At 48.6% G+C, this 26,085-nt stretch carries 18 protein-coding genes; 12 read left to right on the top strand and 6 right to left on the bottom strand.

Annotated elements, in window-relative coordinates; translation table 11 throughout:
- Positions 1-64: 64 nt before the first annotated feature.
- Complete coding sequence (locus EL628_RS02565; protein ID WP_126578234.1) at positions 65-757, bottom strand: RpnC/YadD family protein; 693 nt, start codon at positions 755-757, stop codon at positions 65-67.
- 42 nt (positions 758-799) lie between these two features.
- Positions 800-2,098 (bottom strand): RNA-guided endonuclease InsQ/TnpB family protein, encoded by a 1,299-nt coding sequence (locus tag EL628_RS02560; protein WP_126581850.1) that lies wholly within the window; start codon positions 2,096-2,098, stop codon positions 800-802.
- A gap of 681 nt (positions 2,099-2,779) precedes the next feature.
- Here EL628_RS02560 and EL628_RS02550 point away from each other — a divergent pair.
- Positions 2,780-3,562 (top strand): TspO-related membrane protein, encoded by a 783-nt coding sequence (locus EL628_RS02550; RefSeq protein ID WP_126578233.1) that lies wholly within the window; start codon positions 2,780-2,782, stop codon positions 3,560-3,562.
- 136 nt (positions 3,563-3,698) lie between these two features.
- Here EL628_RS02550 and EL628_RS02545 read toward each other — a convergent pair whose 3' ends face one another.
- The 3 genes from EL628_RS02545 to EL628_RS02535 form a co-directional block, all read right to left on the bottom strand.
- Positions 3,699-5,399, bottom strand: coding sequence for a L,D-transpeptidase (locus EL628_RS02545; protein ID WP_126578232.1), 1,701 nt, complete (start codon positions 5,397-5,399; stop codon positions 3,699-3,701).
- A 5-nt stretch (positions 5,400-5,404) separates the two neighbouring features.
- A complete protein-coding gene (gene ffh / locus EL628_RS02540) occupies positions 5,405-6,862 on the bottom strand; it encodes a signal recognition particle protein (RefSeq protein WP_161975642.1) in 1,458 nt (485 codons plus the stop codon).
- 462 nt (positions 6,863-7,324) lie between these two features.
- Entirely contained in the window at positions 7,325-9,205 is a 1,881-nt protein-coding gene (locus EL628_RS02535; protein ID WP_126578230.1) for a serine hydrolase, read from the bottom strand.
- Positions 9,206-9,698: 493 nt separating this feature from the next.
- Between EL628_RS02535 and clpB the strand changes: the two genes are divergently transcribed.
- From clpB to EL628_RS02500, 7 genes are all read left to right on the top strand, one after another.
- Positions 9,699-12,287 (top strand): ATP-dependent chaperone ClpB, encoded by a 2,589-nt coding sequence (gene clpB / locus EL628_RS02530; RefSeq protein ID WP_126578229.1) that lies wholly within the window; start codon positions 9,699-9,701, stop codon positions 12,285-12,287.
- 258 nt (positions 12,288-12,545) lie between these two features.
- Complete coding sequence (locus tag EL628_RS02525) at positions 12,546-14,654, top strand: coiled-coil domain-containing protein (RefSeq protein ID WP_126578228.1); 2,109 nt, start codon at positions 12,546-12,548, stop codon at positions 14,652-14,654.
- Between the two features lie 76 nt (positions 14,655-14,730).
- Positions 14,731-15,573, top strand: coding sequence for a hypothetical protein (locus EL628_RS02520; RefSeq protein WP_126578227.1), 843 nt, complete (start codon positions 14,731-14,733; stop codon positions 15,571-15,573).
- Between the two features lie 152 nt (positions 15,574-15,725).
- Positions 15,726-17,084 carry a hypothetical protein gene (locus EL628_RS02515; RefSeq protein WP_126578226.1) on the top strand — a complete coding sequence of 453 codons (1,359 nt, stop codon included), beginning with the start codon at positions 15,726-15,728 and terminating at the stop codon, positions 17,082-17,084.
- Positions 17,085-17,330: 246 nt separating this feature from the next.
- Positions 17,331-18,521 (top strand): M20 family metallopeptidase, encoded by a 1,191-nt coding sequence (locus EL628_RS02510; protein WP_126578225.1) that lies wholly within the window; start codon positions 17,331-17,333, stop codon positions 18,519-18,521.
- On the top strand, positions 18,518-19,720 hold the full coding sequence (locus EL628_RS02505) for a pyridoxal phosphate-dependent aminotransferase (protein ID WP_126578224.1): 1,203 nt from the start codon (positions 18,518-18,520) through the stop codon (positions 19,718-19,720). Before EL628_RS02510 ends, EL628_RS02505 begins: the two co-directional genes overlap by 4 nt.
- Positions 19,721-19,903: 183 nt before the next feature.
- Positions 19,904-20,545 carry a hypothetical protein gene (locus EL628_RS02500; RefSeq protein ID WP_126578223.1) on the top strand — a complete coding sequence of 214 codons (642 nt, stop codon included), beginning with the start codon at positions 19,904-19,906 and terminating at the stop codon, positions 20,543-20,545.
- Between the two features lie 273 nt (positions 20,546-20,818).
- Here the strand turns inward: EL628_RS02500 and EL628_RS02495 are convergent, their stop codons facing one another.
- Complete coding sequence (locus EL628_RS02495) at positions 20,819-21,532, bottom strand: zinc ribbon domain-containing protein (RefSeq protein WP_126578222.1); 714 nt, start codon at positions 21,530-21,532, stop codon at positions 20,819-20,821.
- 426 nt (positions 21,533-21,958) lie between these two features.
- Here EL628_RS02495 and EL628_RS02490 point away from each other — a divergent pair, with 426 nt between their 5' ends.
- The 4 genes from EL628_RS02490 to EL628_RS02475 all read left to right on the top strand — a co-directional run bounded on the left by EL628_RS02490 (position 21,959) and on the right by EL628_RS02475 (position 25,908).
- On the top strand, positions 21,959-22,312 hold the full coding sequence (locus EL628_RS02490; protein ID WP_126578221.1) for a cupin domain-containing protein: 354 nt from the start codon (positions 21,959-21,961) through the stop codon (positions 22,310-22,312).
- 259 nt (positions 22,313-22,571) lie between these two features.
- The gene (gene guaA, locus EL628_RS02485) at positions 22,572-24,221 is read left to right on the top strand and encodes a glutamine-hydrolyzing GMP synthase (RefSeq protein WP_126578220.1); all 1,650 of its coding nucleotides are present in this window, start codon (positions 22,572-22,574) and stop codon (positions 24,219-24,221) included.
- A gap of 180 nt (positions 24,222-24,401) precedes the next feature.
- Positions 24,402-25,211 (top strand): NUDIX hydrolase, encoded by an 810-nt coding sequence (locus EL628_RS02480; protein ID WP_126578219.1) that lies wholly within the window; start codon positions 24,402-24,404, stop codon positions 25,209-25,211.
- A 238-nt stretch (positions 25,212-25,449) separates the two neighbouring features.
- Entirely contained in the window at positions 25,450-25,908 is a 459-nt protein-coding gene (locus EL628_RS02475) for an allene oxide cyclase barrel-like domain-containing protein (protein WP_126578218.1), read from the top strand.
- Positions 25,909-26,085 lie beyond the last annotated feature (177 nt).

The following is a 26,085-nucleotide window of genomic DNA, read 5'->3' as shown; positions in this document are numbered from 1 at the left end:
AGCTGTCTTTGTTGTCAATTAGCCTGCCAGTTCTTTATATGTACGGGATATGTACGGGAAATTGTTAAGCCCTGTCAGAAGTTGGCTTCTTATCAAGTTCAAGCAAGACCTGCTGAGCTTCCTCAAGAGTTTGTACTCCAAACAAGGCATCAGCACAAGTCTGGAGTGTCTCGGGTTGCGTTACGGCTGCGATCTTTGGTTCGGCCCAGGCGCTCAAAGGAGAAAATCGCAGGCGAAGAAAATGCATCAACAAATCCTGTAACGCTTCCAGGCGACCCAGTTCACGGCCCTGCTCAAGACCCAGTTCACGGCCCTGCTCAAGACCCTGTTCTAATCCTTTTGCCAGACCCTTTGCAATCGCACGTTCTTTTACTTCTTCAAAGATCCATGAATCTTCAATCCGACCCAACATTGGTTTCATCCTTTCCCGTAGCCATTGTCGATCGCTTGCCTTCTGAAAGACAAGAGAAGCAATACTATAACCTAGCGAGTTTAGCTCATTCTCATTGATACGCTGCAATTCAGCAATCATCAGGTCAATGGTTTCACGTTTCGTACCGTCTTGTGTTAATGGGAGCAGAGGAAGCATCCCTTCCATGCCATTCTGGAGCAATAACTTACTCGGTAGTTCCCACAATTTACAGTATCGATACATAAACGTATGGTTGACTGTTCCATCTGGCAGCTCCTGCACATAGGGAGGAATAACTGCATTGCCATCCTTGACAAGATAGATCACAATTGAACAGACTGGCAATTGGTAAACGCAATCCGTAAGTACATTATAGTTCTGTCGCGATTAGTGAATCCTGACAGGTGCCGGGATTTTCACGCGAGCGGGTTTGTAAGGGAATGAAAGCCTTACGGGATGGACTACTGGCAGATGGACCCTGCGCTTCCCATCCTCTACTCCCTCCGACCCGAAGGCATCAGGAGCTACTTTTCGGATCACATTGAGCGATCCGTTGCAATCTGCGTTGATGAGCCTGCCATCAGAGGCTTGATACAGGCCCCGCGTGATCCGTTTTCCACTGAAAACAGGCTCAGATTTCTGGCCTTCCTGGTAGGTGGGGAGGGAATCATCATCCAAAAAACTGGCTTTGCTGGTGTACGCTTCCTCTGTCAGAATGACCCGAATGCCCTTGTGTTCGGCTTTATAGGTCAGGAGGTTAATGAGCTTCGCGTGGGGCAGTTGCACAAAATTTTGGTTGATCCGTTTTCCCAGGTTGATCTCCTGCTTCCAGCCGACATTGCGACCGATCACAAGTGTGCCAATCCCCTCAGCGACCAGCAGATCAATCACAAAGCGCGAAATGCCATGCAGATCGTGTTCAATCCGCCGATTGCGCCAGATGGTGAGTTTCTGCATACGTCGAGTGTTTCCTGGGCGACCAAGCGCCTGTTGCAATGCTGCTCGCCGCTTATTGTAAAATTGATTGGTACTTTTCAGACCACGCCCGTTAACGATGACCGGAACAAAGTCCGGTTTGTTTGAAGTTAGCGCGATCACGTTATTCAGACCAGGATCAATGCCAGCGATGAACTCAGAATTGATTGCTGTCGGCTGCTCTTCTTGCTCATAGACCACCTCTACCACCACAAAGCCGTGTTTGGGAACGACACGCACCTGAGCAATCATCTTGGGATCTTGTTGGGTTTTGATCTGGATGCCTAATCCAGAAGGCTGAATGAGGCGCTGACCAAGCGTTCGTTTGCTTCGGCTAACAGCCTGCATCGTGTAGATCAGCACGTTGCGACCAGTCGTTTTATGCTTATAGGCGGGCAATTGGGGGCGCCGGCGAAATTTCGAGGGATCGGCTTTGTGGGCTTTAAGTGCTTCAAAAAAGGATGTCCAATTTCGATCGAGGAGCAGAAGCACTTGTTGCGCCACCTTGGCGGGGAGCGCTTTGTACGTCTCATGAGATTGCATAAGCCGATCAATCGCGTTGTAGTTCAGGTATGTTCCCTCATGGATATAGACTTGGCGAACTTCATATAAGGCAGCGTTATACAAATTCTTGGAGGCAAAGCAAGCAGTATCTAGTGGTGTGTAGCGTGGGTCACTTTGGTCAATGACATGTTTCTCCACTCGATGCATCTTCCCCTCCAATTCTTGAACAATGAGTTCCACACGTGGATCAGCCAGAAAGGCCAGGAATTTGGGCGATTGTCGTTGACGTCCAAACCAATTTCTTTGACCACTCGACTTACCTGATAACCGCGAGCAGCACAGGATGCCACCAAGCGCTCCGACTGCATATCCAGATTAGCTTTGTTCTCGGAAGAAGACACCCGCGTAGAGAGAGTGATTTCCTTCTGAGTGATTACTGGCAGGCTCATCGATCAGAAGAGTGTGAGCTCCAAAGCGCCTGACCTGAATTTTGCCATCGCGAAACCAGCGCCAGGTCGTTTTATAGCGAATCCCGTGTTGTTTCGCATACTCGCTTCATTTCATAAGTATATAATACCAGAATAAGCATGAATTATCAATAATTATTTATATTTATAGGCAAGATTTTTAATATTACCACATGCGTCCATCATATCAAAATATTGATAACGCTGAAATTCAATGTGTAGAATAACTTTTTGACTCATTCCATTCACCATTTTGCATATTTTTTTATGCTCTATTTCAGGGGTAAAAAGTAGCATGAGCAGGTCAACTAAACAATAAGACGCTAAGCCTCACAGAAGTATACGAATAGTTGTTCTTTCGCATCTAAGAGGTGGTGGTGTTGAAACAATAGAGTGGGACGAACAACTGGAGGGTGCTACGATGGATAGAGATTTGTTGAGACAAGCGATTACTGTGGTCATGACGGTGGCAACGGTCGTATGTAGTACGTTTAGTGAGCAGATTACTGGTACTGGTAAGACGGTGGGAGAGGTCTCGCATCAGTATCCCCTCGCTCTTACCCCGGCTGATTACGCATTCTCTATCTGGGGATTAATCTACTCTGGCTTGCTGGTTTATGCTGTCTATCAGGCTTTACCCGGACAGCGGGCGAATCCACGGCTGCGCAAGATTGGCTATTGGTATGTGTTGAGCTGTGTTGGAAATATTGCATGGGGCTTTATCTGGCTCAATGAGCAGATTACACTTAGCCTGCTGGCGATGTTCTTTATCTTTCTGCCGTTACTTGTGCTTTACATTCGATATCATTATTCTGATCGTCATCAGGTAATGATTCCAAAAGCTGAACGCTGGTGTGTGCAGTTTCCTTTTAGTATCTACCTGGGCTGGATTACTGTTGCCAGTATCGTCAATGTGGCTGTGGTGCTGAAATACCAGCATTGGAATGGATGGGGACTGAGCGCAGAGCTGTGGACTAATCTTCTCCTCATTGTGGCAACAGCCATTGCTATCTTTATTGGAATAAAGCGTATGGATATCGTTTATGTTGCTACTCTTATCTGGGCATTTGTGGCAATTACGATCAAAAATCGTCTGATTCCACAAATTGCCGTGACTTCTGGATTAATGATTCTTATTCTGCTGTGTGTGATTGTGATCATTGCGATTAAAAACACCAATGGCCGCAAAGCTTTTCAATTTTGATTCTTGTGTTCTCAGCTTTATCGCGTCCTCATCTGCAAGATGGCGTAGCTCTCATCCACTGAGTCAGCACAAAGTCTGGCTCGCAAATAAGCCGAATCTTACCTGTAAGCTTCGGTTTTTTTGTTGGGTGCTCGGACTAATAAATCAGAACAGTGGTATTCCAGCCAGTATTGTAATAGACCCAGGCTGCCTGATCAACGGACATATTAATGCAGCCATGGCTCCCATTCCCTGCAAAGCTTTCATTCCCTGTGGCATCGGCATGGGGAAATTGTGTGCCTGGACCATAGTTGGCGCGCCACCAGGAATCATGAATGAAATACCCTCCTCCATGATAAAGCATTGCATAATGGATTGGTGTTGGAGGATACCAGTATGGCGAACTGGGAGGATCAGATGAACGAAAGGTTGTTGGCGAGAGTCGATCGAGAACAGACCAGACTCCTGGCAATGATGGTCGCTCGGGTCGCCCTGTCGTCACCAGGAATGCATTGATCAGACTCCCGTTCTGATAGATACGCATAGCCTGTTCTGTTAACGAGACGACGATTACCTGTCCTGTAAGCTGGTAATGGGCAAATAACTGGGCATCGGTGGCATGTGGCTGATAATAGGGGGTATAGTCAGCAGCATTGGCCTCCAGCATATGCAGGTTAAATAGTGCATTGCTAATATCAACTGCGGCAGACTGGAAATCTTGCGCTGTACTGGCATTGGCAATCTCCGCATCCAGTTCAGAGCCAATCCCCTGCATTTGATAACCGGCATCGAGTGTATAGTAGCTGTTATTATAGCTATCATAGTAGCCATGGTTATAGCCCCAACCATTCACTTCCTGCTCAAACTGTTGCAGTTTCTTTCGTAATTGCCCGCGTAGAAGGTCATTTTGTAACGCAGTTAGATCGCTGTTAATCTGACTGGTGAATAACTGGTAGTCCTGCACTCCCGAAGCCGTATCGGCTAGATATTGATCAGCAGCCAGCTTTTGTTGATAAGGTGAAGCATCAATACCATAATCCTGGAGCTGTTTAATCTGCTGCTGAAACTCTGTGATTAATGCCACTGAGGCGATGGGGAAGGCCTGTGTCATTCCAACGGCAGCCTGTTGATATTGAGCTCCGATAAACGCGTTAAGTTGTTGAAAAGAATCAACGCTGGTGGCCGCAGATAATAACTGCTGATCCTGTTCATAGCTTGTACGAAGAGCTGTTATATCAAAGCGAGCCAGGTGCAAAAGGTCAATCGTCTTTTGTAGCGTTGCCAGCTCCTGCTGTGTAGATGGGAGCAGATGGAGTGCTTGCAGCATATTCTCAACCTGCTGAGAAAGGGCCTGATATTCCTTTGGCTGAGTCGCTTGTGGGAATTGAGACTGTATCTGTTTCGCCAATGGTACAAAGCTTTGAATCGGGAGATGCTGTTGGTGACTTTCCTGGAGGGCGTTCTGAAGATCTAGAAGGTCTGTTCGTACCTGTGCATATGATTGTACTGTGCTATCATGAATGATCTCTGTAACCTGTTTTGCCAACTGCTCATAGTTTTTGCTCAACTGTTGATAATATTCGTTGTCTGGCTGATCGCTAAAGAGATTAAAGGGAGCGCTGGATGAGTTGAGCTGCTGCTCACGTTGCTGAATTGGAGCCAGTAGTGAGGGGCGAACACCAACCTGTTGAGCATGTTTAAGGACCTGATCAAGGTGAGAGCGGCTTTGAATTGCGGATTGTCGCATCTGGGGATCGCCGCCGCAAGCGTTGGTGACCAACAATGTACAGAAGAGAAAGATCACCACTGTCGCTTGTGCGAGAGGTGGTCTACGACCACCAGAATGCGACCTCAGCATAAGGATTACCTCTTTCCGCTCTTAGATTTCTGCTTCCGCTTCTCTTTGCGAACAGCCTTTCCGGTCTTCTTGCCGCTTTTGCTGCCTGGAAGCCCCGGCATTCCAGGTATACCAGCGCCACCACCATATTGGCGTGCCATCTGAGCCCAGGGGCCTTTGCCAGAGCTCATCTGTCGGATCATCGTCCGCATCTCTTTAAACTGCTCTAATAGCTGATTGAGCTCTTGAACGGTTGTGCCACTACCGCGAGAGATACGTTTGCGGCGGCTACCATCGATGATATCAGGATTGCGGCGCTCCTCTTTAGTCATTGAAAGGATCATCGCTTCAATATATTTGAGATGATCGCCCTCCAGCGCCTCTTCCATCTCGGGCATCTGAGCGATCTTATTAAAGCCGGGCATCATCTCCATTACCTGACGCAAGGGGCCCATCCGTTTGAGCTGATGCATAGCATTCAGGAAGTCTTCGAGATCGAACTTACCCTGCTGCAATTTCGCCTGAGCTTTGAGTGCTTCTTCTTGATCGATGCTCTCCTGGGCACGTTCAATCAGCGAAAGCACATCACCTAATCCCAGTATACGTGAGGCCAGGCGATCTGGATAGAAAGGCTCCAATGCGTCGGTCTTCTCACCCATACCCATAAATTTGACAGGGACACCAGTCACCGAACGAATCGAGAGCGCCGCACCACCACGGGCATCACCATCCATCTTTGTCAGGACCATACCTGTCAGCGAGACTGCTTTATTAAAGTCATCTGCAACGCGTACGGCTTCCTGACCAGTCATAGCATCAGCGACCAGTAGCACCTCGCGCGGCTTGAGGCGTGCTCGAATATTCGTGACCTCATTCATCATCCGCTCATCAATATTCAAGCGACCAGCAGTATCCAGGATCATGACGGAGATTGCCTGTTCGCGTGCATAATCCAGCGCATTGACACAAATATCGACTGGATCAGCCCCCATTGGTTCAGAGTAGACAGGAATATTGAGCTGTTTGCCGAGCGATTTAATCTGATTGACTGCGGCAGGTCGATACATATCAGCTGCGACCAGAAGTGGACGCTGCCCCTGTTTGCGTAGATAATTGGCCAGTTTCGCCGCCGATGTCGTTTTACCGGAGCCTTGTAAGCCTACCAGCATAATAATATTGGGCGGTGAGCCACCCAGGTCCAGACGATTATTCTCGCCTGTGCCACCCAGAACCTCAATTAATTCTTCTTGAACAATGGATAACACCTGTTGAGCAGGGGTCAGGCTTCCCATCACGTCTGAGCCAATTGCTTTTTCCTTGACGCGATCCACAAACTGACGCGCCACCTTGAGGTTGACATCCGCTTCGATCAGTGCCAGTCGGACCTCGCGCAGCGCTGTATTCACGTCTTCTTCAGTTAGTTTACCTTGCCCACCTAGATTATTGAATATGCCATCAAGACGTTTTGATAAGCTGTCAAACATTGCCATAATGATACTTTTCCTCTCTCCGCCTGTCGCAATCGTAGCCAAGTCTTCTGATCAATACTTTAAAACATGTCAGATTTGTGGACCCTATTATACCACTTTCAAGATGATATTTCGTGCCTTTTCTATGCGGTTGCTACTATAAATCCCACATTCCGCAGGGTAATTGACAGAAAAACCGAAATTAGATAAGGTCATCTCAACACAAAAGAAGCAGAAAATCGATACAACGAGCTGAACAATACCACAACGAACGGTTGGATCACCCTGGGCATTGTGGAAGGTGTCCGCCAGGAAATCGGGCTGTCTGACTGGCTGGACAGGGCCAGGCTGGCCAGAGGGATGCAAGAAGATTGGAGCCGTTGAGGGCGCGCCGCAGTAGCCAGAGGATGCAACGGAGCAGAGTGAAATGGGGTATCGTGGCCATCTCATCCCATCATCGATGGCCACGGAAGACTATCAGGAAAGTAATGAGGCAACAGTGCTACATACTTTGCGCACAATGGCTTGCCCATCATCCAGCGATTGATTTTCCTGTGTGTAGACAGAGATGATATACGTTGTCTTGCCTGTAGTCACAATCCCTGATGAGTTCATGGCCCAGAGATCATCATCGCCAGTAACCCAGCCATCCTTCATCGCCACCGTCGCCCCCCCAGGTGCCGTATCGCCGACTCCAACCTGCTGGTCCGACTCGACATTCTCCATCAGATTAATAGCAGTTGCTCGATGGCTGGCCGTAAGAATCTTGCCATCATGTAACAAAGTGAGTAGATCAACCATAGCTTGAGGGCTGATCTGACTATAGCCCCAGGCGTCAGCGCTGGGATTTAAGCCAGCCACCCCGATTTTTTGGAAATAGGCGGCCATACCAGCCGCTCCGCCGATATGATTGTAGTACAACTCAGATGTTGAATCATTATTTGAGTTCTCAATCATAGTTGTTAACAAATTCATCTCGTTATCGTCAGGATCGCGCCCCTGTTGCTCAATCATATCGAAAAAAGTCAACATGATCGGTACTTTTACAGAGCTCGCAGTGATAAATTGATTCGTATTGTTATAGGTATAGTAGCGTTGATGTGCTTCATCATAGATGACGACGCCTGCTCTGGGTCCAATCCCTGAGAGATACGAAGCCAGATCATTGGACAGCAGGTCAATCGATGCCCATTCAGGACCTTTTCCTGGTGCTGAGAGCGTCATATCCGCAGCTGAGACCCACCCCTGATTAGAGGCTTTCTTTGGTGTTGACCACTGGACATGATACCAGAGCACACCAGTATTCCATTTTGTATCACCCAGCAAAGTGAATTGAAAATTCTTCGCGATATGGGCCAGGGCATGGTCTGGACTGGCCTCGCTATAGATGGCTGTGTCGTTCTGCGACCAGATGAGTTGTCCGGAGCTCACTTTGACCGTCGGCATGCCCAACGTTCGTAAATAGTCAATCCCTGTGTTTAAAGGCTGGATTGCGGGCTGACCATCTGGTCCAGAAACGTCTTTATCTAGTAAGAAGGCGTTGCGGGTAAAGGCCTGTATTTCGAGATGATGAACAGCCCCATCTTGTACGACCGTCAATGGTAGCGCTTCGGTTAATGGCAACCCAAAGTCTGTCTGCCATCCATCGGGAGCGACCTCAGGGCGGTTAAGATAGCTCCATAGAGAGGCTGATATAAAATGACCGACATCATTTCCCGCGCTTGTCCCCGTCTTAATAAACTGTTCTTCTTTGTTTGTAGTCGTCTTCTTCGGCTGTTGAAGGAGATTCGCGCTGACTGCTTTGCGCAGATCCACATATGAGAACGTACTGTTATCCCCTGCTATATGGGCCTGACTTCCAACCGTCAACAGGGCCTGTAACAAAGGTAAGCGAATAACATTGCTATGCGCTGTTTTTGTCCCATTCTCAATGAGCTCAGTTAGCATTGTATTAGAGGTAGACGCGCGGTTCTGGGTCGCTGCGGGCAAAAAAAGGGCATCTGAAGTAAAAAACTGGACCCAACCATTTGCAACAGGAAATGCGACCGTAATTGGTGAGCCCAGCCCACTGGCCGCTCCATAATTCTGATAATACTGGCTAAAGAGAGGCGATATCGTGAGATTCTGGGTATTCTGAAGTGAAAATGCCATCGTTGGAGCCGTCACCTGAACATCATTGCTCCAAAGATCTGCATTCTGAGAGACGATTGTTTTGCCTGCTGCACTTGTGTTAGATAACCGATAAAGTGAGTCATTTAATGGGAACCTTATATAGATTACTATTGTTCCGGTCATAATAACTACAAATGCAAGCAGCATAAGCGTGGCCCCTAAAATTACACGGGTACGGGGCTGCATGTTTTGCTCAAAAATCTTTTTCATTTCTATCTGCACTTAACCATATTCCAATCTTAGCTATATCGTACCAAGAAATAGCAGAAAGTGTATAAAGGAAAAGTCAAGATTTTTTAAAGAAATTTGCTGTAGCGCTCTCCGTAATAGTGTTTGTATATTTTGCGTGGAGATGTTTACAGTCAGGAATTTGACGCATCTTTTTTCCCACACAGCAACATAGCCCTCCTTCCAGGGTTTGAAAAACGGTCTTTATTCATAAAACTGTTAAGCCTGGCTTTTTGTTTCAAAATAAGAATAATGTCTTACTTCTTTCTGTTTTTAAAACTTCAAAAGTCCCCTCACATGAGATAAAGCGGTTACCCCATCACTTTTTCGCTTGCACTCTATGCAACATAAAGTTTGATAGTAACTGGCTCAATTTATTTGCGTTGCATTGCTTCATTGTGCTATAGTTCTTAGTGGAAAGATCTTGTAGTTGCTGTGTAGGAGGTGACTTATGAAGATAGAACGATTTACCGACAAAGCGCGTGACGCAGTTCAGGATGCGGCAGAGCTTGCACGAAAGCACAATCATAGCCAGATTGAGCCTGAGCATCTTCTTGCTGCGCTATTAACACAAGAGAATGGTGTGGTGCCACAGGTCATTCAGAAGGCTGGTGGGAATGTTGCGACTGTCAGGCGAAATATTGATAGTGAGCTTGAGAAGATGTCGCGCGTTTATGGTGGGAGCGAGCCAGGCATTTCGCCACGACTCCGCAAGGTGCTTGAAGATGCCTGGAATGAGATGAACCAGTTTAAGGATGAGTATCTTAGTGTCGAACATATGCTGCTGGCTTTCTTCGAGAATGATAGTGCTGCCCAGCGTGTGTTAAAAAGCGCTGGTCTTACGCGCGATGTTACGTTGCAAGCGTTAACTGCCATTCGAGGCTCTCAACGGATTACTGATCCCAATCCCGAGGGGAAATATCAGGCTCTCGAGCGCTATGGGAGAAACCTTACCGAATTAGCGCAGCAGGGTAAATTAGATCCTGTGATTGGGCGTGATGAAGAGATTCGGCGTGTGATCCAGGTGTTGAGCCGCCGAACCAAAAATAATCCTGTGCTTATTGGTGAGCCCGGCGTTGGTAAGACGGCCATTGTTGAGGGTCTGGCCCAACGCATTGTTCGCGGCGATGTTCCCAAATCACTGGCTAATAAGCAGGTCATTACTCTTGATCTCGGGGCCCTTGTTGCTGGCGCCAAGTTCCGTGGTGAATTTGAAGAGCGCTTAACGGCTGTGCTTAAAGAAGTTATTGGTGCGGAAGGCGGTATTATCCTCTTTATTGATGAGCTCCATACGCTTGTTGGAGCTGGTGCCAGTGAAGGTGCGATGGATGCCTCAAATATGCTGAAGCCAATGCTGGCCCGTGGCGAGCTTCATTGTATTGGTGCCACTACATTGGATGAGTATCGCAAATATATTGAGAAAGATGCCGCGCTTGAGAGACGCTTCCAGCCAGTGATTGTTGATCAGCCTACGGTCGAGGATACTATTAGCATTCTGCGCGGCTTAAAACCACGCTATGAGGTGCACCATGGGGTGCGTATTCAAGATAGTGCTCTGGTAGCCGCTGCTGTCCTCTCTAATCGCTATATTACCGATCGTTTTCTGCCAGATAAGGCCATTGATCTGGTAGATGAAGCGGCAAGTCTGCGCCGCGTTGAGCTTGATAGCACGCCCAGCGAGCTGGATGCGCTTGAGCGCCGTATCCGTCAGTTGCAAGTTGAACAGCAGGCGCTTAAGAAGGAGACCGATGCCGCCAGCCGCGAGCGACTGGAGAAGGTTGAGCGTGAACTGGCGAATCTCAATGAGCAGCTCCACTCGTTAAAACTTACATTAGAGGGTGAGCGGGCCCCTGTTGAAGAGTTACGGAAGCTAAAAAAGCAGCTCGAGGAGGCTCAGGTCGCCTACGAAAAGGCTGAGCGTGCCTATGACTACGATACGATGGCCCGTCTTAGTTATGGAACGATCAAACAGTTAGAGCAACAGATCAAGGACCAGGAGGCCAGGCTGGTAAATCTACAGACGTCTCGTATGCTGAAGGAAGAGGTAGATGCAGAGGATATTGCTGAGATTGTTTCAAAGTGGACCCATATTCCGCTCTCGCGTCTGATGGAGGCTGAGGTCAAAAAGCTGCTCACGATGGAGGATCGGTTGCGCGAACGTGTGGTGGGACAGAATACAGCCTTGGAGATTGTGTCAGATGCTGTTCGTCGTTCACGTGCGGGCTTGCAAGATCCTAACAGGCCTCTAGCCAGTTTTCTCTTTCTTGGACCAACTGGAGTTGGTAAGACTGAGCTTGCAAGAGCGCTGGCAGAATTTCTGTTTGATAATGAGCAGGCGATGGTCCGCATTGACATGTCAGAGTATATGGAGAAGCATTCAGTCTCGCGTCTCATCGGGGCTCCTCCCGGGTATGTTGGCTACGACGAGGGTGGACAGTTGACCGAAGCTGTGCGCCGTCGGCCCTATAGCGTTATTCTTCTGGATGAAATTGAGAAGGCTGCACCTGAGGTCTTTAATATCCTGTTGCAGATTCTGGATGATGGTCGCCTGACGGATGGGCAAGGGCGGACGATCGATTTCAAGAATACTGTCATTATTATGACGAGTAATGTTGGTGATCGCTGGATTCATGAATACGAGGGGATGGACGAGGATGATGTCCAACGTAACATTCGTCAGCGTCTGCGCGAAGAGGGCTTCCGGCCTGAGTTTATCAATCGTATTGATGAGGTGATCATTTTTCATCCGATCAGCCGTGATAAGGTTAAGGATATCGTTGAGATTCAGATTAATCGCTTGCGACCAAGACTGGAAGAGCGCAATATTACGCTTAATCTGACGGAGGCGGCCAAAAATTATCTGGCTGAGGAGGGCTATGATCCACAATTTGGCGCTCGCCCGCTGAAGCGCGTCATTCAACGCGAGGTTGAGAATAGGATTGCTCGCGGCTTGCTGGATGGAAGTATCATCGATGGCTCTACTGTTACTATCGATGAGCAAGATGGCAAGCTGACTCCTGTTACGTCTCCCAACGTGTGATTGGAACAATGCGGAGTGTGTGGCCACGGCCATCACCGATGACGGCCCCAAACGAATGATAAGATATCGCTTATAAAGTGCAAGCCAGAAACGTGCCTTGTTATATAGAGACACACCATACGCGGGCTCTATATAACAAGGCTTGATTGTGCTAAAATGGGCATGTTGAATCTGAAATTAACCGGATTTGTATGTATGTATTTGTGAGAATGTTGTGTGCTATTATAATATGAGTTTTTATACAGAGACGGAGTAAGGATGGAGAATCTATTGGTACAGGTGGGGCCAATCTATCTTGTCCCATCGATGGGTCTACTCCAGGGATTGGCAGAGCAGCAACGCCGCTATCCTTACTTACCTGATATTAATAAGATTCTGCAAGATCTGCGTCAATTGAACCAGGGCTCTGGCGTACCGGCTCTGCTAAAAGTAGATAACCAGGGCATTACGCACCTGACACTCTATTGTTCTTCCTCTTATGCAGTTGGGCTCTATCTACTAGAAAATAATGATGGTTATAGCCTTCACTATCTCAAAGCTTTGCAATTACAAGATTATGAAGCTCTGGCTGAAGGAGCTCTCTGGCTAAAAGTTCAGAGCTGGCTGCTTTGCACTGATGTACGTATGATCCTCCCTTTAAGTACTGCTTGCTGGCCACAGATCACGGAGGCATGGCAGCAATTAGAAGAGCGTAAGGTTACAGCTCGCCATCAACAACTAACAGCTCACGCGCCAGTACAGCTCTCTCCAGAGCAAGAGAGCTTTCTCAATCGTATGGATGTGCTGCTGACTTTATTACAGCAATTTGCATCTACCCATAAGCTGCCCGCTGGGCTTTCTGATGCTCAGCTCCTGCGAGCCCGACAGTCTGTGGCCCGGTTACGCGAAGAGAGTGCGCCCAATGCCCATCTCCTGAACCTGCTGGTGCATCACTCATATCTCCCCTACCAGCCAGCTAAAGTTAATTCGGTTGAAGCACTGACTGAGGAACAATTGGAGCTTGTACGCAGGGTCATAAATGTACCTGACCTGTTGCTCGTTCAAGCGGTTTCGGAGACAAGCAAAGTTCGGGCTCTATCCGAATGCCTGCGTGAAGCGGTTCAACGTCAGCAGCGTGTGCTTTTTATGGCTCGGAATCCTCAGATACTGGATAGCGTGCTGGAACGATTGCCGGAGGCGATACAGATTGTGCGTGTAGGGACTGAGAAAAAGGTATCAGCGCGGGTTCAATCGCACCTGCTCACCAATCAGGCCAGTTCTATGCAACGTTCACTTCTTCAGCGAACCTCTGCCTTACAGCAACAATTGGCCCCTTTCGCGCACGAACTGACTCAGGTAGACCAGAAATTAACTGATTTACACGCCAGTATTGCTCAGATGCGTGAGAAAGAGCATGCTCTCCAATCTGTACAGGAGCTTGTCCTTCAATTAACTCATAAGCTTGTGGACCCATTACAGGCTCATCTCAGTGGTCTGGTCACAATGCAAAAAACGCTGTGGGATCGTTTGAATAAACGTAAGGCGACGCTGGCACGATGGACGCAGCGTAAAAGCTGGCTGGATTCTCGCTCTCAACTTCCTGGTATGGGTCTGCTCTTTCTACAGCTAGCTCAATCTCAGGGGCATAAATTGGCTCAGATGGAGCAATTAGTCCAGGCTGAGCAGGCTGTCTATGCCTCTAATCTTGAGGCATACAATCAGGCTCAGCAAGATCTCCAGACGATCCTTCCAGCCAATGAGACATATCGTGAGTATCAGAAACGTATTCATGATCTACAATCCGAGAACGAGGCACTGAAAAAACAGGCTCTGGAGCAGGTAAGGGCCCTCAATGCTTCATTGGGAGATTTGACACCGTCAATTCCACCATTGGCACCTGTGAGTGCGGAGAAGTTACAAACGTATGCTGATTGGTATAGCGAGAAGCGCAGACTGTTTGCTCGCCGGGCTCAGCTACTCTTCGATTGGCGAGCCGATCTGACGGCCCACTCAGAGCTGCTTGATCCAGAACTGCTTCGTTATGCCGATGTAGTGGCACTATCTCTGCAAGAAAGCACGTCGCTGACCGGAAGTGAGGAGTTAGAGTTTGATCTGGCTCTGATTGAGGATGCTGAGAGTATGACTCTGCCAGATCTTCTTTTCTTCCTGGCACATTCACGCCGCATTGTTCTGTCAGGCCAGACGGCATCTCCTGTCCCTGATAAAGAGGTTTATGACTGGCTGGCGACTCTGCCGCAGCATGAGCGTGTACGTCTGGGGCTTCAGGATGATGCGGATGTACGGACGATGCAAGAGCTCTTACAGAGCACTCCCTATGCCCTGCTGCTTGCCGCTCAGCCAGATAGTGCACATCTTTTGCACCTATAAGTCTGTTGCACATAGATTATATACTTGCTAGCTCCTCTTAATGAATGAGAGTATTGAGAATAGAAAGAGAAGTCGTATGAACGTTATTGCAGGACAGGGGCCTGAGATCTCTCCTCTCTACACCCGTCAGACAGCGATTGATCATAGTAAAAGCCTGCCCGGCCTTTTCCCCGTACGCATCTTTCCTCTTCTTTATCCTCTCTGGAACGTTGAGATCGAGGGAACGCAGCTACAAGAGCAGCCTTCGGCATCAATAGAGCGCTATCTGCTACGTGGTATCGTTGAAGGTGATCTGCATACATCGGCAGAGCTTGCGACGTTCTTTCAGTTAGATCTGTCTCTGGTACAGAAAGTCATCACATTTTTGTTGCATATCCAGCATCTTGAGCAGAGCCCAGGAGGGTTAGTGTTGACTCACCTGGGGCAACGCTCTCTCTCCGCAGGGAAGCGTTTGCGCTATCTACCCACACGACAGCGCCTTTATTTTGATGCTTTTCTGCTTCAACCACTCCCCCTTAGCCATTATGATCCTCGCCTGCGTATCCTTTCCAGTTCGGAGGCAGAGCAGGCTGCCACAGGCAAAGAGAAATTTCAACGGCTCTTTAAAATTGGTGGCCCTGCCTGGGATGAACAAGCAGTGCTCCAACTGGTGCAACGTTCCGATCGTGCAAATTTTGCTCTTCCCGATGAGTTGAATGAACTGCGGATTCGGGCGGTGATGAAAGATTTCGTGTATCTTCCTCTCTATCTCATCGAGGCTCGTAGCTCGCAGAGCCCTCAGCCATATTATATGGTGTATAGTCGTGTGCAGACGTTACGGGACAATTTTTTTGAGCAACTCATCAACCAGCGTCTCCAACAAGAGGTCCTGCGTCCATTGGCGGCAACCGAGCCAGTTGCAGGCGAGACGCACTTATAAGAAGCGATGTCGAGGCGAGAATATCTCACATCCTCTGCGTTGATAGTGATGATAGAAGATCCCATGCTTATTTGTTATGAATAGTGAATTTAACACTGTTTATGGTGTCTTCTCTCACATTTACTGATTGTAAATAGTAATGAGGAGCCTCTATGGTCAAGTATCGTCTTATCAGAACGTTTATCCTTGCCATCATTATCATTTCTTTTGTCTGCGTGTTCAGTTCCTGTGGTACAGATCCTACAACCCCTACAGCCTCTTCAACTCCTGCCCCTGGTAGCACAAGTACTCCTTCGGCGATACCGACTGTTGCGCCTGATTTAACTGGAAACTATGCATTCACGCGCAATGGGCAGCTCTGGGTTGCTTTGCATGGAGGCGCTCCTGTCCAGGCCACTCATTTTGATTATAGTGGTGTCATTGATGGTTCCATGCCTGTGTTTTTTAATCATCTGCTCTGGTTTGATAATGATACTTATCTCTCCTTCCAGGTCCGTATCTTGAAAGGGAATGTGGGTGGTGGTGGTTGTGGCTTTAATGTAAACTTTGGCAGTCCTTCCGCGCTCTATGTCTTGAATGTGAAAACCATGAACCTGCAGGCGATCAAGGTCGCGGGTGATACAAGTGATGATGAGGTGTTGATTGGAGGACATTGGGTTTATACGTTTGCCGAAGATGCAACCCACCTGCTTGCCTGGTTAGGGAGTGCGACAGGCTCGACCGCACAGGCTGGCCTCTATCGTTACGATCTGACTGCCGGATCATTCAAGCTTGTCATCCCTGAAAGTAGCGTACCCAATGCAAATAATCCAGAATCCTGGTCGGCGATGCGGTATAGTCATGGGAAGCTCTACTATGAGACGCGTGTCGCTACGGCTGGCGACGATAAGTATACTTTTACGATCTATAGCCATTCCGTCATTAATCCTGAGCAGGCCAGCGTTAAGATTCTCGATGCTGGTTCTGAGCTCTTTTGTCATGGAGATTTAGGGCCAGATCAGGTCTCGGGGCAGTTTGTTGATCCCGGTTGGGATGTCTCGGCTGATGGTACAAAGTTAGTAGCGCAGACCATCTCAGGGACTGATGTCAAAGCGCTACAGGGGAAGATCCAACTGGTCAATCTGATTAATGGAACCCAATCAACGATTGCACAGAATGTTCCACCTCCGATTGCCAATCAAGATCTGAAGGTCTCGCTCTCGCCCGATGGAAAGCAGCTTCTGTTGGTGCAGTTTTATGCTAACGGGGATGGTCATACGTTTACCGCTTATAGTGTGAATCTCGTCTCTGGTGATCATCTTAACTATACAATCTCGCCCGATGGTCCCTATACGAATGAGATTACGCAGATCTTGTGGCATCAAAGTAGTAGTGCCTTTGTGCTAGATAATAGCTACCTCTTTACTGGTTATGGTAGCACGCCCATGCAGAACGATGCTCAACTATTCACCGTAGGCAAAGCGGACCCCTCAACCCTGCTAGCCAATGCCCTGAATTTTAGCTGGGGTTAAGACTCAGGCGGGGCCACTTTTTCGGCCATCATTCATGATGGCCGAAAAAGTGGCCCATTATTCATCGCCCCTTGCTCAAGAGCCGGAACGCCCTGTTTGTCTCTGTACATGATTTGACAAGCTCTGGTTGCTGCTGATACGCTACACTCAGAATCCCATGATCTAACGGGTCTGGATGCAGCATGCCAATTGTGTGGCAAGCAGCTTGCAAGCGAGGAATCAGCAGTAGACTTCAGGGGGAGCTAGATGCAGAAACATCCTGGTATCGAACAGGCAGAGAAATGGATGCAGCCACTCTTAACCGATTTAGAAGCCATCGTCAATATTGATTCTGGCTCTTATACCAAAGCTGGCATTGATCAAGTTGGTCGCTATCTTCAGAGACGTTTTCAGGCTCTGGGCTTTGCCACTTCTTTTGACCGGCAAGAGGACTATGGCGATCATCTCGTGGCTGTTCATCAGGGGCAGCAGGAAGATGGGGCCCATCTTCTTCTCATTGGACATATCGATACAGTCTTTCCTGAAGGCGAGGCTCAGCGCCGTCCTTTCTCAATTGTTGAGTACGAAGGGCGGAAGATTGCGAAAGGACCAGGAATCCTGGATATGAAGGTAGGAGTGCTCATGGGCCTCTATGCCGTTCAGATGCTGATTGAGTCTGGTCGAACCAACTATCGCAGCCTTACCTTTATCTGCAATAGTGATGAAGAGATTGGCTCTCATTCGAGCCATCAGTTGATTCAAGAACTGGCGCGTCAGTCCGATGCTGTGATGGTATTAGAGCCTGGTCGACAGACACATACCGTTGTCTCAGCTCGTAAAGGGGTTGGCAATTTTCGCGTTGATGTTGAGGGGGTTGCAGCCCATGCAGGAGTTGATCCACAGAATGGTCGCAATGCTATTCTTGAGCTGGCTCATCATGTGATCGCTCTTCAGGCTCTGAACGGAACCATTCCAGGGGTAACCCTCAATGTTGGCCTGATCCAGGGAGGAGGACGCACCAATATCGTCCCCGACTCTGCCCATTGTGAGATAGACGTGCGCGTGCAAGATCTGGCTGGCGTTGAGTTGATTGAGACCGCGCTTCGCAGGCTGACCTCGAAGACATTTATTCCAGGTACGAAGGTTACCCTTTCAGGTAGTATTCGCACACTTCCATTTGAGAAGAGTGCCAGTAGCAATCGGCTGGTTGAGCTAGCAAAAGAGGTTGGTCGTGACCTTCAGCTTACCATTGAAGATGTTGCCAGCGGCGGCGCATCGGATGCTAATCGTACGGCTCCGCTGGGCATTCCAACTATTGATGGCCTGGGTGCTGGTGGAAGCCTGGCACATAATCCTGATGAATACATTGAATTGGAGACTCTACCGATCCGTCTGGCGCTGTTAAGCGGGCTCTTAGAGCGAATTGGTAGCTATTATCAGAGTGGAAAAATTTTATGAAATTTGGTAAAGCACAGATTCATGATCTTCCCATTAGAGATATTACGACTCTAGGAGCTTATGCGGATCAGCTACAGCTAGAGTATCAGACACGTAACGAGCCTTTTCCACCAGCGGCCCGTCTCCATATCGGAGAGCCTGATTTTCGTACACCAGAACATATTCGTCAGGCTGCGATTGAGAGCCTGGCTACTGAGATGCAGACGTATGGGGCAGCCGCTGGTCGGCCATGGCTACGTGAGTTGCTGGCTGAGAAGATTGCACGCGTGAATGGTTATCGGATACAGCCGACACATACCGCCATCGGGATGGGGGGGACAGGCGTGATTCAGGCTACCTTACTGGCAACGGTTGGTCCCGGCGATGAAGTGCTATTGCCAGATCCCTGCTGGCCCCACTATACGCTTCAATTAGCTGCCTGTGGCGCGACTGGAGTGCCCTATCCTCTGGATCCTCAGAATGAGTGGCTCCCTGATCTTGAGCGGATGGAGCAGCTCATTACTCCTCGGACACGGCTACTCATCATCAATTCCCCGGGTAATCCCACAGGTACCGTTTTTCCACAATCTATGATCCAACAACTGCTTGAGTTCGCATCTCGCCACGATCTGTATCTCCTCTCAGATGAATGCTATGATCAGATGATTTTTGAGGGCCAACATCTCAGTCCGGCCAGCCTGCTCTCGACTGCGGAGTTTGAAGAGGGCCGCGTCATCAGCGCCTACACCTTCTCAAAGACATACGCTATGACTGGCTGGCGGCTGGGTTATGTCGCAGCCAGTACACAGATGATCAAAACCATTACTGATGTGCTTAATGCAGGATTGACCAATGTCAGCACTGCGATTCAGCGTGCAGGTGCGGCAGCGCTCACCGGGCCACAAGAATGTGTGGCTATGATGCGTGAGGCATATCGCCGCCGCCGCGATCTGGCCGTCTCCCTCTTAAGGGACTTTGATCGCTATGTCTATACACCTCATGGTGCTTTTTATGTGCTCATCGATATACGACAACGCAATGGAGAGCCACGTGATGGTCGGGAATTTGCACTGGAGCTGGTTCGCCAGTGTAATATTACGGTCACACCCGGCTATAGCTTTGGCGCAGCCGCAAACGATTACGTTCGTGTTTCTCTGGCCGCAGATGATAAGGCTGTTGAACGTGGCGTGCGTGAGATCTGTCGTTTAGCCAATCTTTAAGCCTTCTCTCTCTCGTGTGGCTCCCTGCTGTTCCCTTGTTAGAAAAGCAGGAGAGCCTGCACTGCATAGGAAAATTGTCCTTTATTAACCTTCAGGTGGCATATAAATGGTATATTGTTAAAAACAGATCTATATTTCTTGTGTATTTTGCCAACAGAAACCATCAGGAGTTATCAATATATTATGAATACCCCCTATATTCTGGCGCAGGCGATGCAGAATAATCCCCCCTCCCATTTGCGCATTTTAAAAGGCAAAGGCTCATCTCTCCTGGAGGGGCTGGGTGGCTTTCTGGCTGGAGCCGCTGTAGGTGTGGCTTTAGAAACGATCGTGATTCTGTTTGAGATCCTCCCCAATGACCCTTATGGGCTTCGTCCTCTGCTTAAATTATTTGTCAGAGGAGAGTTAGAGCTGAACACAGCGAATCCTTTTTACATGTTTCAGTACACGCATCGCCTCTGGATCTTGCCTCTGTTGATCGGATTTCTCTATGGTCTCTGGTCGTTCTGGAAAACCAGACAGCAGAAACGCTCTTTACTGGTGATTGCGCCCGATGGGCTGGTCTACTGTACAAATTATCAAGATAACGTCAGACGTTCGACGGTAGCGGTAGATTTTGCCGAATTGAAGAGCGTTAAAATGTTGGGGAAGGCTCGCTTGCGTGCGGCCCAACTTCTGAAAGACCGTGATCCCCACACTACAACGCGCCTTGAGCTTAAGTACCGCAATGGCAAGACAAATGAGCTAAAAATCGATTCCCGCTTTGGTTCGTCGGCCCTGATTGCTGAAGAGATTCTGACAGCGGCCCAGACGGCAATCGCCTGAGAAGGATAAGATAAGCCTCTTCAAGAAGAGGATAATGTGCTCCATGAAGACACAAGATGAGCCCAGTGGTCGTCATAAACGCGTGCCCTATCGCATCTGTTGATAGGGCACGCGTTTATGACGACCACTGCAAGACGGATATGGTATTCGTCAGTCACCTTGCCTTCCTATTGACGCGAATACCATTTGTACTTGACAGAGCTCGGGGATAAGAAAAGGGGTAGCTCTTCTTATTGGTGTGGGAGAACAGATAAAGTTTTTACGGTCTCAGATCTAGCGTTCATAATACAGGATACGTCCACAGTTGGTGCAAGTCTGCAAAACGGGACTGATCCGGACCTGTTGGAGCTCGCTAGGAGTGAGGATAACGCGACACCACTGGCAAGAGTTCTGGTCAACTTTGGAGATAGCTCTTCCTTGCTTTGTACGACGCATCGTATCGTAGCGTTTGACAAGCTCTACATCCAGGGTAGAGGTAATCTGACCGCGCTTGACCTGCAGCTCTTGTTGACGAGCTTCAACCTGTTCACGACGACCAATTAACTCAACCCGTTCTTTTTCCCAGAGCGTCTCTGCTTCGCGCAGGCTCTCAGAGTGTTGTCTGGCTACCTCAGCCAATCCTTCTGCTGTATCAATAAGCTCTAAGAGCGTATCTTCTTGTCGGCTTTGTTGAGCTCGTAACGCCTGTGCCTCTTGTTGCACAGCCTGGAGCTCCTTCGCATTATTGACATTGCCCGCATAAAGGCGCTTCTCCTGCTCTTTTAAGCGTCTGTCCAGATCCTCTAACAACCACTCAGCCTCTTTTTGTGTCTGCAGACAGGCGTTCCAGTGCTGTCGAGCAGTCTCGCACTCGCGACGTAACTTGCGGAGCTTATCGCTTCCCTGCAACGAAGCGGTGATAGACTGTTGTTCTGCATGCAAGCGATCACCTTCGAGATCCAGTTGTTGTAATTGAAAAAGGACCGCAGTCACCTGTGTTGTGCTCATGGGTAAGATAGTCCTCCTTTCGGGGTTTAAGACCTGCCTTTCAGCAAGAGAGCTCAGTACTGCTTCCTCTCCACCCATTTACCTCCCACTGCTTCTAAATAGAGTACGAAATTACCTGGCATGTTTGTTGTAAGATATTATTTTCAACGCCCTGCAATAATGAGCCAAAAAGGTTGTCTTTTATTGTACAGCTAAATCCAGGTAGCTGCAAGACTAGTCAATGAATATCTTTAACAATCATTTTGATGTTATTTCACATCCTATTTACACGTGGAATGTATACTAGGGAGAAATTTTTATGGCGTCTCTTCTTTTTTTAGTCTTGAGACTACCGATAAAAGTTGCATAGTCACATAGTAATTGTGTACTATGTCTGGATATTCAATAGAATGGGAAGGTAGTATCTTCCATTTTAAGGAGTTGTACATGCAAGTCATCCGCTGGCAGAGTGCTTTACAACCAGAAGAGCAGGCTCTGCGCAAACATATGCAACAAGAGGGACTTGCTCCCTATACCTGGTCAAATGCGCCCGGGGATTATTACGCTGCCCATACTCATAGCTATCAAAAGGTTCTGTATTGTGTTCGAGGTTCGATTCGCTTTACGCTACCCGATGAACTGGATGCGGCTGGTCAGGCAGTTCATATTGATCTTCAGCCAGGAGATTGTCTGCTTCTTCCACCAGGGGTACGGCATAGTGCTCAAGTAGGATTGTTTGGTGTGACCTGTTTAGAGGCGGCCAATTATCAGAGCCTCCAGGGGATGAAGATGGCGCAATAACAGGCTGATAGTGTTCGCCAGATCAGGCCAACCCACACTGCCTGTATGCATCGCCGTAGAGTGCACCTCCCATGCTACATCTTTTCGCTATCGAGAACACCTGAGCTCTCTGGGAGGCGCTATCCCCTTGCTCTACGACATGTGATATACTCTATCCAACAGAAAACGAACTCAACCTGTGCTTTCGCTTCTTCACGATGCCCAGGGTTTCATAGCAGTGTGGCGTCCCACTGTGGTCGCCCGGTTAGGAAGGACTTCCATGCATTCCTCGGAGCGCCGACAGGCGATCATTGTTCTCGATTTTGGTTCTCAATATAGTCGACTGATTACCCGGCGGGTGCGCGAGTGCCATGTCTATAGCGAACTGGTGCCAGCCTCTACAACCCTGGCTCAACTCCAGGAGAACGAACACTTAGATATTAAGGGCTTTATTCTCTCGGGCGGCCCCTCAAGTGTCTATGATGAACATGCCCCCTCTTGTGATCCAGCTATTCTGGCAAGTGGTCTTCCGGTGCTGGGCATCTGCTATGGGATGCAGCTACTGGCTCTACAGATGGGTGGCCATGTTGCTCTCTCTCATGGGCTGCGCGAATATGGGCCAGCTACGATTGAGGTCGTCGAAGATGCTGCCGCCGATGCGCAGAATTTTCGTATTTTTGAAGGGATCAGCGCCTCTCCTGAGCAGACAAAGGATCTCGATCCTGAACATGGCTCCCAAACATTGCGCATGCCTGTCTGGATGAGCCATGGTGATAGTGTTGATCGCCTGCCCGAAGGCTTCCGCATACTTGCTCGTACAGATAGCAATCCTGTCGCTGCGATTGCGCATCCCAGGGGGTATATTGGCCTCCAGTTTCATCCCGAGGTGACCCATACTCCGCAGGGGACTGCGATCCTGCGCAACTTTCTGTTTCGCATCTGTCATTGCGAGGAGAGTTGGACCTCCGGTAAGGTCATTGAGGAGGCGGTTGAATTGGTTCGTGAGCGCGTCGGGAACGAGCGCGTGATCTGCGGCCTCTCGGGCGGCGTTGACTCTGCTGTGGCGGCCCTCCTTATTCATAAAGCTATTGGCGATCAGCTTACCTGCGTGTTTGTAGATACGGGCCTTCTCCGGGCTGGCGAACGCGAGCAGGTTGTTGAGACCTTTGGCAATCATATGCACATTCCTCTTGTGGTCGTTGATGCTCGCAAACGTTTCCTGGATCGTCTGGCTAATATCGTTGATCCGGAGCAGAAGCGCAAGATTATTGGCGAGGAATTTATCCGTATTTTTGAGGGCGAGGCTGAACGCCTGGCTGAGAAGAATGGTCCAATTGCCTTCCTGGCTCAGGGCACCCTCTATCCTGATGTGATTGAGAGTACCAGCCATGATACGGCTCAGACTGCCAAACGCATTAAGACGCATCATAATGTTGGTGGTCTTCCTGATGAGATGGTTCTGCAACTGGTAGAGCCGCTACGCATGCTCTTTAAAGATGAGGTTCGCGAGATTGGACAGGCTCTGGGCCTTCCCGATGAATGGGTCTGGCGTCATCCTTTCCCTGGTCCTGGTCTGGCTATTCGTATCATTGGTGCCATCGATGAGGAACGTCTGGAGACCTTACGTACAGCTGATGCCATCGTGATTGATGAGATTCGTAAGGCCGGGATCTATCGCCAACTTGGGCAGGCCTTTGCTGTCCTTACTCCTATTCAGAGCGTTGGCGTTATGGGTGATGGTCGCACCTATGCCAACGTTGTGGCTGTTCGCGCTGTCACGACTGGCGACTTTATGACTGCTGACTGGGCTCGCCTCTCGCCCGATCTGCTGGGCAAGATTGCCAACCGTCTCGTCAATGAAGTGGCTGCCATCAACCGCGTGGTCTATGATATTACATCCAAACCACCTGCCACAATTGAATGGGAATAAGCCGCTTCCCTATCTATTTTCACTACAGGAGGCGCAAAAAAGGTTAGTAGCGATCTCTTTCCTGAACGAACCCTCCTCTAAACGTGTGCTCTTTGATCCAGGCGTGACCAAAGAGCACACGTCTATCCGATCGAGACAAAAGAGTACACATTTGCATGAAAGTCGAATGAGAAGCCGGTCATGATAGAATTTGAAATTTTAGCGCAGGGTCTGTTTCGTCCTGACCAGCTTCAGATTGTGTATGATCCTCATCTAACCATGCCGTTCACACCTGAGATCAGTCTCTGGATGGAGGAGCTCTGGCAGACGAAATTGCACCAGGCCGCAGTAAAGAATATCCCCCTCTTCGATGCTCCCCTTTATCGCTTGATCTCTTCCTCTACAACTTCTGATGGCCTGCTTCACCTTACACTTGGGAATACCAGCTATAAAGAATACGTCACTACGCGTATTCCAGCTTTTGCAGATACACATCCACGTTCTGAACTGAGCAATGCCCTTGGAGTCTGCTCGGTTGTAGAGACCAGTGATCACTATATTTTGCTGGACAGGCGGCAGGGGGTAGATGTCTATGTGGGAAGGTATCATGTGATTGGTGGCTTCTTCGAACGCGCACTGGATAGTACAGGTTCAGGACAGCCAGATCCTTTTGCTGCCATCCAGCGCGAGATTCGCGAGGAGACTGGCATTCAGAGCAGCGATATTGCCGAACAATACTGCCTTGCCGCCGTCTATGATCTGGCAACCCCCCATGGAGAGCTTACCTTTTTGACCCGCCTCCATATCTCCCTTGCAGAGGTGCTTCAGCGTCAGCCTGAGGATCGCGAGATCAAACAGCTTGAATACCTCCAGATTACCCCTGAAAGCCTGCATACCTTTATTGTGCGCAACCACGGCAATCTTTCTGCCACGGGGGAGCCGAATCTTCTTCTCTATGGAGCTCACCTCTTTGGTAAAAATTGGTATGATAATCTCCTCCTCTCCCTTTGACCCGCAGGAACAGAGAATCCCGATTTTTTATAAAATGCATATAATATTTATAGACCTCATTTGACATAATTTATATTTTTTTTATAATTATAAGCAGGATAATGCTTTTTTAGTTAAAATTATATTATCCTGGTTATAATTATATAGTTATTTCATAGAGCTCTTTTTGTAATTCTTGTTGAGACGAGAGCTGACACATGGGATAGCTATCTGTCGCTGTAAAAAAGGAGACTTACTCATGAGAAAATTTATAATGGCTGCCGCTTTTATCGTCTCTGGCCTGGCTTTTCTAGGCGGGGCGGCTCAACTGGCGCATGTGAACGCATCTAGTAATAAAGATCTTCATGTTTATGAGCATGCTGCTGGCGATGTACTCGTTGTCGTAGGAAAAAACAAAAACGCCGTTGGTAATTACAATGTTTTCTCCAGTCCTGTTTATGACTCTAAGGACAGCAAACGTGTGGGGACGGTCAATGGAGAGTGCCTCTACACCAGCTCATCCGACGAACTGTGTACGTTTGCGGTTGACCTGTCTGATGGCCAGTTGATTGTTGAGGGACGTACAGCGGGCAGTGGGAATACTACTATCTATGCAGTGACAGGTGGCACTAAGGCGTTTAAAGGTGCCTCTGGGGATGTTACAGTCGTGGCTGACAAAAAACACAAAGAATATGAGTACTTCTTCCATCTAAACTAGCCCTGATCTGTCCCTTAAAAACGAGTAAAGAGGATCTTGTTTCTATATAACATATAGAAGTAAGACCCTCTTTTTGTCCAAATAGACCATCTACGAGGCTTGTATATCCCGTGGTATATAAAACTCATGATCGAAGCGCCAGGGTCAACCGCTTTAAGGGTTTTCTGGTTTTATGAT

This window comes from Tengunoibacter tsumagoiensis, from assembly GCF_003967535.1.
GTDB classification, from domain to species: Bacteria; Chloroflexota; Ktedonobacteria; order Ktedonobacterales; family Ktedonobacteraceae; genus Tengunoibacter; species Tengunoibacter tsumagoiensis.
Note: the sequence above shows the minus strand (reverse complement) of the source record. Positions and strands in the feature narration are given on the sequence as shown.